13 protein-coding genes are annotated in these 15,462 nt (G+C 67.8%); 5 read left to right on the top strand and 8 right to left on the bottom strand.

Annotated elements, in window-relative coordinates:
• Nucleotides 1–855: an LLM class F420-dependent oxidoreductase gene (locus NA12_RS06020; protein WP_067447569.1), complete on the top strand. Its 855-nt coding sequence runs from the start codon at nt 1–3 to the stop codon at nt 853–855.
• A gap of 58 nt (nt 856–913) precedes the next feature.
• On the opposite strand, the gene NA12_RS06025 is transcribed toward NA12_RS06020, so the two are convergent.
• The 3 genes from NA12_RS06025 to NA12_RS06035 all read right to left on the bottom strand — a co-directional run bounded on the left by NA12_RS06025 (nt 914) and on the right by NA12_RS06035 (nt 5,178).
• On the bottom strand, nt 914–2,581 hold the full coding sequence (locus NA12_RS06025) for a 4Fe-4S binding protein (RefSeq protein WP_067447571.1): 1,668 nt from the start codon (nt 2,579–2,581) through the stop codon (nt 914–916).
• A 69-nt stretch (nt 2,582–2,650) separates the two neighbouring features.
• Nucleotides 2,651–3,550 (bottom strand): SDR family NAD(P)-dependent oxidoreductase, encoded by a 900-nt coding sequence (locus NA12_RS06030; RefSeq protein WP_067447573.1) that lies wholly within the window; start codon nt 3,548–3,550, stop codon nt 2,651–2,653.
• Nucleotides 3,551–3,639: 89 nt separating this feature from the next.
• Nucleotides 3,640–5,178 carry an aldehyde dehydrogenase family protein gene (locus NA12_RS06035; RefSeq protein WP_067446866.1) on the bottom strand — a complete coding sequence of 513 codons (1,539 nt, stop codon included), beginning with the start codon at nt 5,176–5,178 and terminating at the stop codon, nt 3,640–3,642.
• 259 nt (nt 5,179–5,437) lie between these two features.
• Between NA12_RS06035 and fadD1 the strand changes: the two genes are divergently transcribed.
• The 3 genes from fadD1 to NA12_RS06050 are packed head-to-tail and all read left to right on the top strand — an operon-like array spanning nt 5,438 to nt 9,235.
• Nucleotides 5,438–7,042, top strand: coding sequence for a fatty-acid--CoA ligase FadD1 (gene fadD1 / locus NA12_RS06040; RefSeq protein WP_067446868.1), 1,605 nt, complete (start codon nt 5,438–5,440; stop codon nt 7,040–7,042).
• Nucleotides 7,029–8,153 carry a TIGR03857 family LLM class F420-dependent oxidoreductase gene (locus tag NA12_RS06045; protein ID WP_067446870.1) on the top strand — a complete coding sequence of 375 codons (1,125 nt, stop codon included), beginning with the start codon at nt 7,029–7,031 and terminating at the stop codon, nt 8,151–8,153. Before fadD1 ends, NA12_RS06045 begins: the two co-directional genes overlap by 14 nt.
• On the top strand, nt 8,150–9,235 hold the full coding sequence (locus NA12_RS06050) for a phosphotransferase (protein ID WP_174551049.1): 1,086 nt from the start codon (nt 8,150–8,152) through the stop codon (nt 9,233–9,235). Before NA12_RS06045 ends, NA12_RS06050 begins: the two co-directional genes overlap by 4 nt.
• A 38-nt stretch (nt 9,236–9,273) precedes the next feature.
• Here NA12_RS06050 and NA12_RS06055 read toward each other — a convergent pair whose 3' ends face one another.
• Genes NA12_RS06055 through NA12_RS06065 form a run of 3 tightly spaced genes read right to left on the bottom strand, consistent with a single transcriptional unit; the run spans nt 9,274 to nt 12,376 of the window.
• Nucleotides 9,274–10,053 carry an SDR family NAD(P)-dependent oxidoreductase gene (locus tag NA12_RS06055; RefSeq protein ID WP_174551050.1) on the bottom strand — a complete coding sequence of 260 codons (780 nt, stop codon included), beginning with the start codon at nt 10,051–10,053 and terminating at the stop codon, nt 9,274–9,276.
• Nucleotides 10,050–10,997, bottom strand: coding sequence for an alpha/beta hydrolase (locus NA12_RS06060; RefSeq protein WP_067446872.1), 948 nt, complete (start codon nt 10,995–10,997; stop codon nt 10,050–10,052). The genes NA12_RS06055 and NA12_RS06060 overlap by 4 nt, the downstream gene beginning before the upstream one ends.
• Nucleotides 10,994–12,376, bottom strand: a complete 1,383-nt coding sequence (locus NA12_RS06065) for a flavin-containing monooxygenase (RefSeq protein ID WP_067446874.1) — start codon at nt 12,374–12,376, stop codon at nt 10,994–10,996. Before NA12_RS06065 ends, NA12_RS06060 begins: the two co-directional genes overlap by 4 nt.
• A 146-nt stretch (nt 12,377–12,522) precedes the next feature.
• Here NA12_RS06065 and NA12_RS06070 point away from each other — a divergent pair, with 146 nt between their 5' ends.
• Nucleotides 12,523–13,128, top strand: a complete 606-nt coding sequence (locus NA12_RS06070) for a TetR/AcrR family transcriptional regulator (protein WP_084472468.1) — start codon at nt 12,523–12,525, stop codon at nt 13,126–13,128.
• Between the two features lie 12 nt (nt 13,129–13,140).
• On the opposite strand, the gene NA12_RS06075 is transcribed toward NA12_RS06070, so the two are convergent.
• Nucleotides 13,141–14,049, bottom strand: coding sequence for a hypothetical protein (locus NA12_RS06075; RefSeq protein WP_067446877.1), 909 nt, complete (start codon nt 14,047–14,049; stop codon nt 13,141–13,143).
• A gap of 114 nt (nt 14,050–14,163) precedes the next feature.
• Nucleotides 14,164–15,324, bottom strand: a complete 1,161-nt coding sequence (locus NA12_RS06080; protein WP_067446879.1) for an aminotransferase class I/II-fold pyridoxal phosphate-dependent enzyme — start codon at nt 15,322–15,324, stop codon at nt 14,164–14,166.
• Between the last annotated feature and the right edge of the window lie 138 nt (nt 15,325–15,462).

A 15,462-nucleotide genomic window follows, 5' to 3' on the forward strand; every position in this document is an offset into this window, starting at 1 on the left:
ATGAAATTCGGGATCGTCCTGTTCACCAGCGACCGCGGCATTCGGCCCGCGGTGGCGGCCCGGGCGGCCGAGGATCGCGGCTTCGCGTCGTTCTTCGTCCCCGAGCACACCCACATTCCCATCAAACGCGAGGCGGCCCACCCCTCGACCGGCGACGCGTCGCTGCCCGACGACCGCTACACCCGAACCCTCGATCCCTGGGTGTCGCTGGCCATGGCGGCGGCGGTCACCGAGCGGATCGAACTGTCCACCGCCGTGGCGCTGCCCGTCGAACACGACCCGATCACCCTCGCCAAAACGGTCGCGACCCTGGATCACCTCTCCGACGGGCGAGTGACGCTCGGAGCCGGATTCGGCTGGAATACCGACGAACTCACCGACCACGGGGTGCCGCCGAACAAGCGGCGCACTGTGCTGCGCGAATACCTCGAGGCGATGCGGGCGCTGTGGACCGAGGAGGAAGCCGCCTACCAGGGTGACTATGTGTCGTTCGGACCGAGTTGGGCGTGGCCCAAACCCGTCCAGCGCCATGTCCCGGTACTCATCGGCGCGGCGGGCACCGAGCGCACCTTCGAGTGGATCGCGCGCAACGCGGACGGCTGGATCACCACACCGACCGAAACCGATATCACCGCGCGACTCGCTCTGCTGCACAAGATCTGGGCCGACGCCGGGCGCGCCGACCGTCCACGCGTGGTGGCACTCGACTTCAAACCCGACCCGGCCAAGCTGGCGCAGTGGGCGGGCGCCGGGGTCACCGATGTGCTGTACGGACTGCCCGACCGCACCGAAACCGAGGTGCTGCACTACCTCGACCGGCTTTCGGCGAAACTCGCCGACCTGACCGAGCTCTGAACCGAGAACAGATTTCCGAGATGCGGGCCGGGCCACTACAGGCCCGGCCCGCCTTTCGTTATCGTCCGCGTGCGGTCTCGACCATGTCCTCGACCCGGGTGAACTTGACGCGAGGACGACCCGCGGCGGCGCCGTTGGCCCGTTCCGCGGCGTCGATCAGCGCCCATCCGTCCCGGTCGACGAGATCCGGGCAGCGCTGTGACAGCAGGGTGAGCAGGTCTTCCCGGTCGCCACCCGGCACGGCCAAGCGCCCGGCGGTGAAGTCCTCGACGATCCCGGTGACGGTCTGCTCCGCGTCGCCGCGGTTGGTGCCGATCACCCCGCGCGCCCCCCGCTTGATCCACCCGGCGACATAGACGCCGGCCAGCACCTCGCCCGCGCTGTCGAGCACGCGACCGCCGTCGTTGGGGATGATGCCCTTGCCTGGGTCGAACGGTACATCGGCAACCTGCCTGCCGCGGTAGCCGACGGCCCGCAGCACCAGGGAGGTGTCGATGGTTTCCGCGCGCTCGGTCGCCACGGCCACCGGCCCCTGCGGGCCGCTGTGAATCTCGTTGTGTACCAGCCGGAGTGATTCGACTCCTGCCTCGCCCGTCAGTGCCACCGGGGTGACCCGGAACCGGAAGTCGACGAGCCGAGACGCGCCGGTGGTACCTCGCGCGCTGTACTCGCGGGCCAGGGTCAGCTTGAGGCGGGTCGTCGGGTCGGTGGCCGGATCCGACAGTGCGGCGAGCACCTCGTCATCGATATCGGCGGGATCGATCACGACGTCGGTACCGGACAATTGTCCGAGCGCGAGGAATTCCGGGCCGGTGTAGGCCGCCTGCCGAAGTCCGCGTCTGCCCAGCAGCAGTACTCGGCGGATATTGCTGTGGCGCAATGCCTCCACCGCGTGATCGGCGATATCGGTGCCCGCCAGCTGATCCGGATCCGTGGTCAGCACTCGCGCGATATCGAGCGCCACATTGCCGTTGCCCACGATGACCGCTTGCTCGCCGGACAGGTCGAAGTGGTGATCGGCGTAATCGGGGTGCCCGTTGTACCAGGCGACGAACTCGGTGGCCGAGTGACTGCCCGGCAGGTCCTCACCGGGTATGTCCAGTCGGCCATCGGCGGAGGCGCCGACCGCGTAGATCACCGCGTGGCAGTACGTCAGCAACTCCGCGTGCGAAATATCGCGTCCCACTTCGACATTGAGGTGGAATCGCACCGAGTCGCGTTTGAACGCCGACGCGAACATGGTGGTGACGCCGCGCGTCTCGGGATGGTCGGGCGCGACTCCGTACCGAGCCAACCCCCACGGGGTCGGTAGGCGATCGAACATCTCGACCTCCACATCGCCGCGGCCGAGCAGGAACTCGGCGGCGTAGCAGGCCGCGGGCCCGGTGCCGACGATCGCCACGCGCAACCGGCCCGCCGCACGCGGAAGTCGCGGGGGCGCGGCGCCCACGGTGATCGCGGTGTCGAGCGGATGGTGCTGGAAGTACGCGGCGTTGATCTCGGCGTATCGCAGCAGGTTCACCGGCAGGTCGTCCGCGTCGTAGATCGAGTCGACCGGACAGGCATCCATGCAGGCGCCGCAGTCGATGCAGGTATCGGGATCGATGTGCAGCATCTCGGCCTTCGCGAAATCCGGATCTCCGGGTCGCGGCCGGATGCAGTCGACCGGGCACTCCGCGACGCAACTCGCGTCGTTGCAGCAGCGCTGGGTGATGACAAAGGCCATGAGAACACCTTTCATGGACAGTAGATCGGACAGGGTCGTCCCCACACCGGGGCGAAAACCGGCGAATTCTCAGCGCGTGGAGCGATCCGCACCGCGCTCGGGGATCATCTGGCGCAACTCCGCCATCGTCCACGGCGGCGCGTCCCGATGATCCCGGTAGCCGACGAGCGTGGGGGTCGGGCGTTCGAAGCGGCCGACGAATCCGCCTGCCGCGATGTAGATCTCACCGGTGATATCGGCCGAGAGATCGTCGGCCAGGAACTGATAGAGCGGCGCCACGTAGTCCGCCGGCGGCGCGTCGAGCGAACCGCGCATCGTCGCCTCGTCGAGCATCTGCCGCCGGTAGAGTTCGAGAATCTTGGCCTCGTAGGCGAATCCGGAGGAAAGGCGCGTCTTCGCGCCGGGGCAGACGACATTCGCCCGCACGCCGTGTTCTTTCAACTCCGCCGCGATCGCCAACGTCAGACTCGTGACCGCGCCCTTGCCCGCGGGATATCCCGTTCCGCCATAGTCTCCGAGGTAGGCGAAGGAGCTGGTATTGATGATCGAACCGCGCCCCTGCTCGACCATTCGAGGCGCGGCGGCGCGACAGGTATTGAACACCGTGGTGAGATGCGAATCCAGCAGGGCCCGCCAATCCCATGGCTTCGCGTCCAGAATCGACGAGGCGGGCGGTTCGGCGATTCCGGCACAGTTGACGAGAATGTCCACGGCGCCGAATTCTTCGACACAGCGGTCGATCGCCTGGGTCGCGATCGCCGCGTCGGCCGCGGATCCCGTCACGCCCACGGCCGAGTTTCCCGACAGCGTGATGGCTTTGACCGCCCGGCCGACGGCCGCCTCGTCACGACCGTTGATCACCACTCCCGCACCGTTCTTGGCCAGTAGCGCGGCGACCGCGAAGCCGATCCCCCGGCTTCCGCCGACCACGACCGCCCCGCGCCCCCGCAACGATCGCTCGTCGTTCATGCTGTTCTCCACTCACCTCGACCGAGTCCACACCGCGTCGAATCACGGTGTGGACCCCTTGAATTTCTGCTGCGATCGGCGAATCGCGGTCAGGACATCAGGCGGCGCGCTATCGCGCTGCCGAACCCGTACTTCAGCGTGCCCGCGATGGCCGCGACCGAATCCTCGGTGTACGGGTACCAGATCCGCTCGCGCTTCAACTGCCAGCGATCGAGCAGAATCGGCTGGGCGTGGGTGAATCCGCGCAGGCTGTGGCGGCCGTTCGTCTGGCCGAGGCCACTGCGTTTGCGACCGCCGAACGGCGCCTCCGGCACTCCGTAGATCACGGCGGCGTCGTTGTGGACAACCGATCCGGTGTCCAGACGCTTGGCGATGCGCATCGCTTTCGCCGTGTCCTTGGTGAAGACACTGCCGCTGAGCCCGTACTGACAATCGTTGGCCAGTCGGATCGCTTCCTCCTCGTCGGCGACCCGCATGATCGCCGCGACAGGACCGAAAGTCTCCTCCCGCATCAATTCCATGTCATGGGTGACCCCGACCGCGACCGTCGGCGCGACGAACAAGCCATCGGCGGTGTCGGCTTCACCCCCGACCAGCAGCACGGCGCCGCGGCGTTTCGCGTCTTCGAGGTGGCGGGCGACGATCGCCACCTGACGATCCCAGCACATCGGACCCATATCCTTGCCGTCACCGGCACCGTAGGTCAACGATCGCGCCTTCTGCTCGACCAGCCGAATGAATTCGTCGGCGACGCTGTCCACGACGTAGATGCGCTCCACACTCAGGCACACCTGGCCGGCATTGAACATCGACAGGTACACCGCGCCCTCCGCGGCCCGTTCGATGTCGGCGTCGTCGCAGACGATCATGGCGTCCTTGCCGCCCAGTTCCAAGGTGCACTCGATCAGCCGACCCGCGCACGCTTGCGCCACCTTCTGGCCGGTGGCGACACTGCCGGTGAAGGCGATCTTGTCCACCTCGGCGTCGACGAGGGCGGCGCCCGTCTCGCCGTCGCCGTGGATCACCTGCAGCACATCCGCCGGAACACCGGCTTCGTGCAGGATCCGCACCACCCAACCACCCGAATGCGGCGTGACTTCCGAGGGTTTGAGCACGACGGCGTTGCCTGCCAACAGCGCCTGCGCCACCGGATTCATCGACAGCACGAAAGGCGCGTTCCACGGCGTGATCACGCCGACGACGCCGAGCGGGCGGTAGTGCACGGTGAGCTTCTTGAACGGCCGGATATAGCCGTGCAGGCGTTCGCGGCGATCAGCGAGATCACGCTTGGCTCGGCGGCTCCAGTAGTTCAGGAAATCGCACGAGGCCAAGATCTCGATCGTCATGGCTTCGATGCGCGGCTTGCCGGATTCGGCCCGAAGAGTGTCGACGACCTCGTCCTGGCGGGCGATCAAGACCTCGACGGCCGCCCGGATGATGGCGGCGCGTTCGCGCACCGGGCGTGCCGCCCACGCCGGTTGGGCGAGGCGGGCACGGGCCACCGCTTGCCCGACCTGCTCGGGCGTGCTCACGACGATGTCGCCGACGGCTCCCCCGTCCACCGGACTGCTCAACCCGAGACGACGTCGACCATCCGACGCCGGCGGCAACGATTGCACAATCGCCATGTCGATCTCCTCAGCTAGGTCTTCGAGGTGTCGGCGCCGAGCACCCGACGCGACCGGAATCCTCGACACAACAGGCGAGAAGGCGACGGTTGGACACTCACCTGGACACTTGTCTGGACGCTAGCAGGTAGCCGGCTTCCTGGCAATCACCCACCACCCGTTCAGCGGCCACGAGCCGATCCGCACCACGCCGATCCGCCGAGTAGACAATTTCTGAAATCTGTATACATCCGCAAAGAACGTGTTCTAAGTTTGGCCCATGGCTGCAACAGTCACCGAACTTTTGCTCGCGCGAGCCGAGGACGACTCCCTCGCGATCATCTGCCCCGATCGGGCCTGGACGTGGCGCGAGCACATCGCCGCGGCGCGACGCCAGGCCGCGGCGATACTGTCTCTCGCCGACTCCGCCCGTCCGATGCACGTGGGAACACTGCTCGCCAACTCCGCCGAGATGCTCACCAGCCTCGCCGCCGGCGCGCTCGGCGGATACGTCACCGTCGGCATCAACAACACCCGGCGCGGCGGCGCCCTCGCCGACGACATCCGGCGCGGCGACGTCCAGATCCTGCTCACCGACGCCGAGCACCGAGCACTGCTCGACGGACTCGACCTCGACGGCGTCACGGTCATCGACGTCTCGCTGCCGCGCTGGGCCGAATTGCTGAACAGCGCAGGCGAATTGACGCCGCACACGGTGCCGGGCGCGATGGATACCTTCATGCTCATCTTCACCTCCGGCACGAGCGGCAACCCCAAACCCGTGCGGCTCGCGCACATGATGGTGCCGTTCGCGGGGCCGCCGCTGGTCGAGCGGTTCGGCCTCGGCTCCGACGACATCTGCTACCTGTCGATGCCGCTGTTCCATTCGGCCGCGATCCTCGGCGGCTACTGCGTCGCCCTCGCCAGCGGGGCGGCCATGGCGCCGGCCAAATTCTCGGCCTCGACCTTCCTGGCCGATATCCGGCGCAGCGGCGCGACATACATGAACTACGTCGGCAAACCGCTGGCCTACATCCTCGCCACCGAGCAGCAGCCCGACGATGCCGACAACCCGCTGCGCGTCGCCTTCGGCAACGAGGCGACCGACCGCGATATCGACGAGTTCACCCGGCGCTTCGGGTGCACGGTGTGGGACGGATTCGGCTCTACCGAACTGGCGATCATCATCACCAGGGAACCGGGTACCCCGCCGGGTTCCATCGGTAAGGGCTATCCCGGTGTGGCTGTGTACGACTCGGCGACTGTCACCGAATGCCCGTGCGCCGTCTTCGACGAACACGGCGCACTGGCCAATCCCGGCGAGGCCATCGGCGAGCTCGTCAACGCTGACGGAACCGGCCTGTTCATGGGCTACTACGGCGACGAGGAGGCCACCGCCGAGCGGACCCGCGGCGGCCTGTACTGGTCCGGGGATCTGGCCTACAAGGACGCGCAGGGCTACCTCTATCTCGCCGGTCGTACGGCCGACTGGATGCGCGTCGACGGTGAGAACCTCGCCGCGGGTCCGATCGAGCGAATCCTGCAACGGCTCGACGCGGTCAGCCGGGTCGCTGTCTACGCGGTCCCCGACGATCAGGTCGGTGACGCCGTGATGGCGGCGATCGTGCTGCGCGACAACGCCACTCTCGATCCGGGCGAGCTCACCGCGTTCCTCGGCGAGCAACTCGACCTCTCACCCAAAGCCTGGCCGCGATTCGTGCGCCTGACCGCCGATCTGCCGACCACCGCCACCAACAAGATCCTCAAACGCACACTCGTCGCGCAGGGCGCCACGGTGGGCGGCGGCACCCTGTGGCGACGCGAATCACGCTCGACCACCTACGAAATCGTCACATCGGAGGTGACCGTCGATGTCATCGGGTGAACAACTCCCGCCGCAACTGACCGAACTCGGCTATTACGCGCTGTCGCGTCACCCCGTCACCCCGGCCGAGCTCGCGGCCGAGGCCGTGCTGGCCGACCGGATCGGCCTCGGCACGGCCTTCGTTTCCGAGCGATTCAACATCAAGGACGCCGCGGTCCTGTCCGGCGCGCTCGCGGCGGTAACGACCCGGCTCGGTATCGCCACCGCGGCGACCAACCACAACACCCGGCATCCGATCGTCACCGCGAACATGGGCGCGACCCTCGCCGAACTCAGTGGTGGACGCTTCGCGCTCGGTCTCGGGCGTGGCATCGCGCCACTGTGGCAGGTTCTCGGACTGGCGAACGTGACCAGTGCGCAACTGGCCGAGATCACCGACATCGTGCGCAGGTTGTGGCGCGGGGAAACGGTCGTCGGCCACGACGGCGCGATCGGCTCCTACCCGGTGCTGCATCTGGGGGTGACACTCGATGCACCGCCGCCGGTACTGCTGGTCACGATGAGCCCGCGAACCCTGCAGCTGGCGGGCCGGATCGCCGACGCGGTCGTCCTGCACACCTTTCTCAGCGCCGAAGCCACCACGACCGCGGTGGCGACGGTGCGCGAGGCCGCCGAACGCGCCGGGCGCGATCCCGCCTCGGTGCGGATCTGGTCGGTCGTGGCCACCGTCGGTGACGAGCTCGACGAACTCGATCAACTGCGCCGCCTCTACGGCCGCCTGGCCACCTACCTGCAGGGCTATCCCGAGATCCTGATGCGAGCCAACGGCTGGCGCGACGACGATCTGGAGCGGGTGCGGGCGAGCACCGCGTTCGCCTCGGCGCGTGGCGCGATCGACGCGACGGCCGATGCCGCCGAGCTCGCCGAACTCGCCGCGGTGATTCCGCGGGAATGGGTGCGCGACTGCGCGACCGGTTCCCCGAGCGCCCGCGCCGCGGCGGTCGAGCGGCAGTTCGAACTCGGCGTCGACTCGGTGATCCTGCACGGCGCCACCCCCACCGAACTGGTACCGGTCCTGGACGCTTACCGGGCCATCCGCTCGAACCGGCGCGTGTTGCCTGCCAACCCGGGCTCGGTCGCGTTGCCCGCGTCCGCGGGAAGTGTCGCGTGAACGCCGAATACGCTTCTCCCGAAGCGGTTTCGGAGGGTATCCCGACCGATCCGGACGCGCTCACCCCCGCCTGGCTCACCGCGACCCTGCGGGCGCACGGACACGCGGTGGATGTCGATCGGGTAGCCGTGGCGCCGGTGGGTTCGGGTCAGATGGCAGGCTCGTACCGGCTGCTGCTGCGCTATCGCGACAGCACCACCCTGCCGGACAGCATGATCGCCAAACTCGCGATCGGATCCGAGGAGCATCGCCGATTCGGAGCGGGCGCCTTCCGCAACGAGGTGCGCTTCTACCGCGACCTGGCCGCGACGCTGCGTGCGCCGGTGCCGGGCTGCTATGCCGCCGTCGTCTCGGCATCCGGCAGCGAATTCGTGCTGCTCCTGGACGATCTCGCGCCCGCGGTGCAGGGAGACCAGATCGCCGGGTGCACCGTCGAACAGGCGCGCGCCGTCGCCGTCGCCGCCGCCGGGCTGCACGGACCGCGCTGGTGTGACGACACGTTGTTCCAGGTGCCGGGCTTGTCGCTACCCACCGACGAGGATCGGGACCTGATGGACTCGGTGCTGGCGCCGATGGCCGACGCCTTCGTCGCACGTTTCGATGATCAGCTCACCGACCTGGAGCGGGCCGCCGTCGCATGGCTCGTCGCGTCCGCCGGTGACTGGCTGGTCGCCCCGCTGCGCCATTTCGCGCTGCTGCACGGCGATCTGCGCGTCGACAATGTGATGTTCGCGCCCGACGGCACGGTGACGCTGCTCGACTGGCAGACGATCACCCCGGGACAACCACTGCGCGACATCGCCTTCTTGCTCTCGACGAGCCTGACGATCGAGGATCGTCGCCGACACGAGCGGTCCATCGTCGCCGACTATCACCGGGAGCTCACCCGGCACGGTGTCACCGACTACCGCGTGGAGCAGTGCTGGGCCGACTACGTCTCGTCGCTGATCCACGCCCCGCTCATCGTCGTGTTCGGTTGCGGCGCAGCCGCTCCCACGCCACGCGGCGACCGGATGTTCCACACCATGCTCACGCGTAGCGCCGCCGCGATCGACGACCTCCTACCGGGTGCGTTGCGCTGAACCCGGCACTCGGTGCGATCGCCCTACGCGGCAGCAACTTACGGATGTCGCGGGTTCGCCGCCATCGCCCGCACCCGGCCGAGTACATCCGGGTAGCGACGCAGATGCGCGCCGCCGTTGAGATCGATCGCCGATCCGGTCATCCAGCTCGCGCGATCGGAGGCGAGGAAGGCGACAGCGTCGGCGATCTCCTCCGGTCGTCCGCTGCGCCCGAGCGGGGCGTTGTCCAGATACTCCTCGGTCAGCCCCGGCACCATCGAGATTCCCGCGACCAGCGGGGTATCGACCAGGCCGGGCGATATCGCGTTGACCCGAATGCCACGCTCGGCCAATTCCAAGGCGGCGACCTCGACGAGCATGAGCACACCGGCCTTGGCCGCGCAGTAGGAGGCCAACCCGGTTCCCGGTTGTCGACCGTTGAGTGAGGCGATGCAGACGATGCCGGCGCCCTCGGCGGCGTGGCGACCCGCGTGTTTGAGAACCAGGAAGGTTCCGGTCAGGCAGACGTCGACAGTGGTCTGCCAGTGCGCCAGTTCCAGTTCGGTGATCGCGCCCGGAATCGAGAGCCCGGCACAGTTCACCACGGTGTGCACACCGGGCACGGACTCGAACCCCGACGCGACCGAGTCCTCGTCGGTGACATCCATGCGGATCGCCGTGACATCGCCGCCGAGCCGTGCCGCCGCGGCACGGGCCGCGTCGCCGTCGATGTCGGCGATGGTCACCCGATACCCCTCGGCCGCCAGGGTGCGCGCGGTCGCCAGGCCGATGCCGGACGCTCCGCCGATCACCAGCGCCGAGCGTTGATCGCCGGTCATGCCGCCCCCTCCGTGGTGTCGCGAACCTGATCGCGCGCACCGGCGAGCAGATGTCGTCGTAGGAACTGCGCCTGATGGGCGACGGCGGTCTCGAACCACGGGTTGCCCGCGAAGAGATCGAAATGGTCACACGGGTAGTGCCTGACCTCCGCGCGGGCCTTGAACGCCGCCTTGGCCGCGGCGTGGGGTGGTGCGGCGCGGTCGAAGTCGGCGATCTGCACGAGAACCGCGGCGGTGATGCGGTCGGCGTGCCGATCGGCCCGGTAGCCACCGAGCTCGAGGACGACGGCGGCGTCGATTTCGTTGCGCCAGGTCGGCCCGGCCAACGCGGTATAGGACTCGTAGTAGCCCTCGGCGGTCAACGCGGCCCGCTCGCCGGGTTTACCTGCCAGCGCCATCATGATCGGCGCGCGGCCGAAACGCCCCGCGATCGCGCTGCGCACCCCGGTCATCGTGGAGCGGGTGAGGGCACCGACGCCCAGCTGGGCCAGCGCGTGGCGCCCCGCGGAGAGGCTGTCGATCATCGGCACCATCGCGATCACCGCGCTGATGTCGGTCCGGTCCGCGGCCACCGTCAGCGCGTGTCCGCCGGACTGGGAAATGCCCCACAGCGCGATCCGCGCCGGATCGACGCCGGGCTGCGCGCGGGCCGCGACGATCGCGGCGTGGTAGTCCCGCACCTGATCAGCCATCGAAATCCGTTGGCGCGGTTGCCCATCGGAGGCGCCGAAGCCACGGTAGTCGAAGGCCAGCACGGCCAGGCCCGCATCGGCGAGGCGCCGGGCGAACGGCGCGAGACCGGAGTCCTTGGTGCCACCGAATCCGTGCGCCATGACCACCACGGGTGCGCCTGTGTGCGAACCATCCGGTGTCGCGGGGAAGAACCAGCCGTCGCAGGTGGTTCCCTGCGAAAGGAAGGAGATCTGGCGGTAGTCGTCGGTCATCGGTGCGCTCCCACGGTCGTCGCGTCGGTCTCGGCCACTCGGGCCCACGACGGCGGGCCATGGACCAGGGCCCGCTGCGCTCCCGCCGGTATTTCCCGGGTCCGCATATCGTGTTCGTAGAGGAAATAGTCGACCTGCTGGGTGTGGCGGGGGGTAGCGAGCACATGCCCGATATAGCGCTGATGGTCGGCGACGATCACCTCGCGCATCCGCTCCGGTTCCGGCAATCGGTACCGGCCGACCGCGTACGCGCCGACCAGCCGCGCCTGGGATTCCACGAAGGGGAACAGGGTCGGCGTCGCCTGGGCGAATCCGGCGAAGACCAGGTCGTCGATGCCCGGCACGAACATCCGCTTGTACAGATCAATCCGATTGTCGGGGGCGCTGAGGAATTCCGGATCGAAGAACGGGAAGGTGATGTTGTAGCCGGTGGCGTAGATGACGATATCGAAATCGTCGCTGGTGCCGTCGGTGAAATAAACCGTGTGGCCGTCCAACCGCGCGACATCGGGTTTGGGGATCACGTCACCGGATCCCAGCCGCAGCGGGAGCTCGACCGATTGGGTCGGATGCGCCTCGAAGAACTTGTGATTGGGCGTCGGCAGGCCATAGTTTTCCGGGCGTCCCGAAAGAAGCGGCTGGCCCCACTGCAAGAACTTGCGCTGCCACGCGTACGGAATGTGCGGACTGGTCCGGTAGTACTTGTCCGCCGGTCGGCCCGCGACGTACTTGGGCACGATCCACCCGCCGGAACGGGTCGACAGACTCAGGGTGTTGCCCAGCGCCTTCGACGACAGTTCCACGGCGATATCGGCGGCACTGTTGCCGATACCGACCACGAGAATCCGCTGATTCGAGAAATCCAGTGGTGTGCGCAGGTCGACATAGTGATGCGAGTGCAGCGTGGTTCCTGCGAACTCGCCGGGAAAATCGGGGTAGCGCGGGTCCCAGTGGTGTCCGTTCGCGACAACGAGCAGATCGAAGGAGCGCGTCCCGGTGCGCTGGGTTGTCAGTTCCCACCCGCCGTCGGGGAGGCGGCGCGCGTGTTCGACGCCGTTCTCGAATTCGATGTGCTCGGTCAGCCCGAAGGCGGCGCTGTAGTCGTCGAGGTACTCCTTGATCTGGGTGTGGTGCGGGAAATCCGGATAGTGCTCCGGCATGGGGAAATCCCGGAACGACAGCTGATGTTTCGAGGTGTCGATGTGCAGCGACCGGTAGGCGCTGCTGTGCCCGTTCGGGTTGCCGAAGGCCCAGTTACCGCCCACCCGGTCCGAGGACTCGAAGCAGGTGTAGGGCACGCCGTAGTCGTTGAGCATCTTTCCCGCGGTGAGGCCGCTGATACCAGCGCCGATGACGGCGGTGCGCGGTTGGTACGTCATTCTGATCCCTTCGAGCGGACCTGTAGACAGATTCGAAAGAGTGTCTACTCGTAGTTGTCACATTCTCAGATCTGTCCACCGCTTGCTAGGGTTTCGGGAAAACCGATGCCGTCCCCGCGTGCACACCGACCCCGAAAGTGAGCAGCGTGACCGAAGCTCCGACTGCGACGGTTGTCGATCGGTTACTCCACGCCGCACAGAAGTTGTTGGCGACCAAGGGAATCCGGGCCACCACGGTCAGCGAGGTCGCCGAGGAGGCCGGGGTCTCACGCGCGTGGCTCTACCGGCATTTCCCCGACAAGACGACCCTGCTCGGCGCCGCGATCATCCGGCTGACCGACACGTTCTGGACCTATGCGCGCGCAGAACTGGATGCGATCGATACCTTCGGCGAGCAGCTCGCGGCGGGCGTGCGCATCGGCCGAGGCGCCTATGACGATCCCGGAGCGCTGGTCATTCGGCTACGGACCGAAGAACCCGAGGAATTCGCCCTGTGCACCGACGCGGCCGTCGCCGGTCTGATCCCCGACCTCGCGTCCTTCTGGCGTCCCTACGTCGAGACCGCGGTAGCGCGCGGCGAGGTGCACCCCGGTCACGATCTCGCCCAGGTCTCGGAGTGGGTGGCGCGGGTGCTGATCAGCCTGGGCACGATCCATGGCGACACCATCGACCCTGACGACCGGGTAGCGGTGCTGAGCCACGTGCGCCGCTATATCCTGCCCGGCCTGACAGCGGATCCCGGCACCGCCTGAGTCCGCTGCCCGTCACTCGAAGTAGGCCGCGTAGTCGCCGAAGGGAACCTGACCGGTGGGGCTCGCGGTGATGGCGTCGGCGACCTGCGGCGGGATGGGAGCCCAGTGGGCCGGCATCGCGGCCGCCAGGGCCGGGTTGAGAATGTAGATCAGCGCGAAGTTCACAATCCACAGCGGCGGGGCCATCGACATGCCGACCACAGAATTCACGCCGCCCTTGGTGTTGGTCACCAGCTGAGCCGCGCCCGAAATCTGTTGTGCCGCGAAGCCGTAGGCGGCCTGCACCGTATAGGCCGACCGGTAGAGCGCGGCCAGCGTTCTCTCCGCACCGTTGTCGCGCAACCAGGTGCCGATGTACCCGCCGGGCGCGAGCAAGGTGTTCACCTGTCTGGTCGGCGCGTCCGCGTTGGCCGGGCTCTCCAAGAGCCCACCGGGGTTCACGTACAGACCGTAGCTCGCCAGCACCGAGGGCGTGTTCTGCCCGTTGACCTCGGAATAGACGGGACGGCCGACCGTATTGGTGAGAATCTCGACGCAGGCGACGATCACCTCACCGGCCGCCGGGCTGCCGCCGACGCCGCCACCGGTGCTGAGGTCGCGATACTGCTGTTCGGTCAGCGCGTCGGCCCGGTCCAGACCCACCTGACCGGCGATCGTATCGGCCAATGCCTGACCGAGCGGCTGGTTGAGCTGCTCCGGACTGGTCAGCTGTTTCGGCGCCACGTACTCGTAGGCGGGCGCACCGGAGAAAGGAACTGCGAACCCGGTGTCGGAGGGGTTCGCCATGGGTTGCCCGGACACGGTCTGAGTGGCCGTCACAGACAGCAGGCACGCACCGATCAGCGCCGATACCGAGAGGGCTCCGCGACGGACGATCGATCTGCGCCGATGCCCCGGACCAACTAGCCACGTGGTGCCCATCGTCGACCTCTCAGAGCGCTGTCGTAGGAGGTAGAACCGGTTTCCCAGTCAGTCAAAGCCGTGTCCGGCACCCTGTCAAGTCCCGCGCCGAACACGGAGACCGAATTGTTCGCGCTATGAGCTGATGAGCTGCGATGGGTGCTGGGCAGGCGGAATCGGCCCGAAGGTGTTCGCCACGCCGGTGCAGGCGGCGACGATCCGGTCGACCTGTGGGTCGGTGAGCGCGGCGTGCAACGAGAGGCGAATCAAGGTGCCTGCGCCGGGTACCGCCGGCGGGAAGAACACCGAGCCGAGAACTCCTCGCTGCTCGAGGAACTCACGCACCGCGATCGCGTGCCGAGCGGGGCCGGTCGGCAGCGGAACGATGTGGCCGGCGTCGCCGGCGAGCTCGAATCCCGACGCGGACATCGCCAGGCGAATCCGCGAGCCGACCACACGCAGCCGGGCACGACGCGATTCCGCGGATCCGATCACCGCGAGCGCGGCCCGCAGCGCGGCGATATCCCGGGCGGGCACCGCGGACGAGAACACCGCCGGATAGGACGCGAGGCGAAAGCAGTCGGCGATGTCCGGATCGCAGGCGACAACGCCGGCCCGCCCGGCGAATGCCTTCGCCAGACTCGCCGTGCGAAAGGCCACCCGATCGGCGAGATCGAGCGCGGCCACCATGCCCGCACCGCGCGGCCCGTCGACGCCGAGCGTGTGGGATTCGTCGACGACGAGCACACTCCCGGTGTGCTCGGCGAGTTCGCACAGTCGCTCGATCTGGGCACGGCTGCCCGCCGTGCTGTCGATCGCATCGACCGCGACGATGCCCGGGCCGCACGCCGCGATCCGGCAGCGCAGGGCATCCACATCATTGTGGGGAAAGGCGACCACCGTCGCGCCGGCCGCGCGAGCACCGAAGGCCAGTGACATGTGCGCGCTGCCGTCCACATAGACCGGGGTGTCGCAGTCCACGATCGTTTGCAGCAAACCGACATTGGCTTCCCAGCCGGACTGACACAACACCGCCGCCGGCGCGCCGAGATACGCGGCGAACTCGGCTTCCAGGGCCGCCGTGGCGCCGTGATCGGCGGAGGTGGGCGCGGCGTGTAGTGCCGACGCGATGCGCGGATCAGCACCGATTGCCAGATAGTCGTTGCTGTTCAGCGGGATATCGCCGAGTGCGGGCTGTCGGCCGACCAACGGGTGGTGGCCGCCCCATTCCCGCAGACGCGCACGGTTGACGTGCTCGACTCGCGACCGAATGCGCTCGGCGACGCTTGCGGTCACGGCGGTCCTTCCGGTGAACTCTCCTCGATGTCCCATACCGACTCAGCATCGCGCACCGGCGAGCTCGACGGACCCGGGTAAATATGACGGAACCCTGACCAATTGCCGAGCGCCGCGAGAATGCGGTGGAATCACCAC

Source organism: Nocardia alba NBRC 108234 (genome assembly GCF_001612665.1).
Lineage (GTDB): Bacteria > Actinomycetota > Actinomycetes > Mycobacteriales > Mycobacteriaceae > Nocardia > Nocardia alba.

Excerpts from the sequence above, each read along its gene's own strand:
- fadD1 (WP_067446868.1), top strand. The coding sequence starts at position 5,438 with ATGGCTGCAACAGTCACCGAACTTTTGCTCGCGCGAGCCGAGGACGAC.
- NA12_RS06045 (WP_067446870.1), top strand. The coding sequence starts at position 7,029 with ATGTCATCGGGTGAACAACTCCCGCCGCAACTGACCGAACTCGGCTAT.
- NA12_RS06075 (WP_067446877.1), bottom strand. The coding sequence starts at position 14,049 with ATGGGCACCACGTGGCTAGTTGGTCCGGGGCATCGGCGCAGATCGATC.
- NA12_RS06020 (WP_067447569.1), top strand. The coding sequence starts at position 1 with ATGAAATTCGGGATCGTCCTGTTCACCAGCGACCGCGGCATTCGGCCC.
- NA12_RS06060 (WP_067446872.1), bottom strand. The coding sequence starts at position 10,997 with ATGACCGACGACTACCGCCAGATCTCCTTCCTTTCGCAGGGAACCACC.
- NA12_RS06025 (WP_067447571.1), bottom strand. The coding sequence starts at position 2,581 with ATGGCCTTTGTCATCACCCAGCGCTGCTGCAACGACGCGAGTTGCGTC.
- NA12_RS06035 (WP_067446866.1), bottom strand. The coding sequence starts at position 5,178 with ATGGCGATTGTGCAATCGTTGCCGCCGGCGTCGGATGGTCGACGTCGT.
- NA12_RS06055 (WP_174551050.1), bottom strand. The coding sequence starts at position 10,053 with ATGACCGGCGATCAACGCTCGGCGCTGGTGATCGGCGGAGCGTCCGGC.
- NA12_RS06030 (WP_067447573.1), bottom strand. The coding sequence starts at position 3,550 with ATGAACGACGAGCGATCGTTGCGGGGGCGCGGGGCGGTCGTGGTCGGC.
- NA12_RS06065 (WP_067446874.1), bottom strand. The coding sequence starts at position 12,376 with ATGACGTACCAACCGCGCACCGCCGTCATCGGCGCTGGTATCAGCGGC.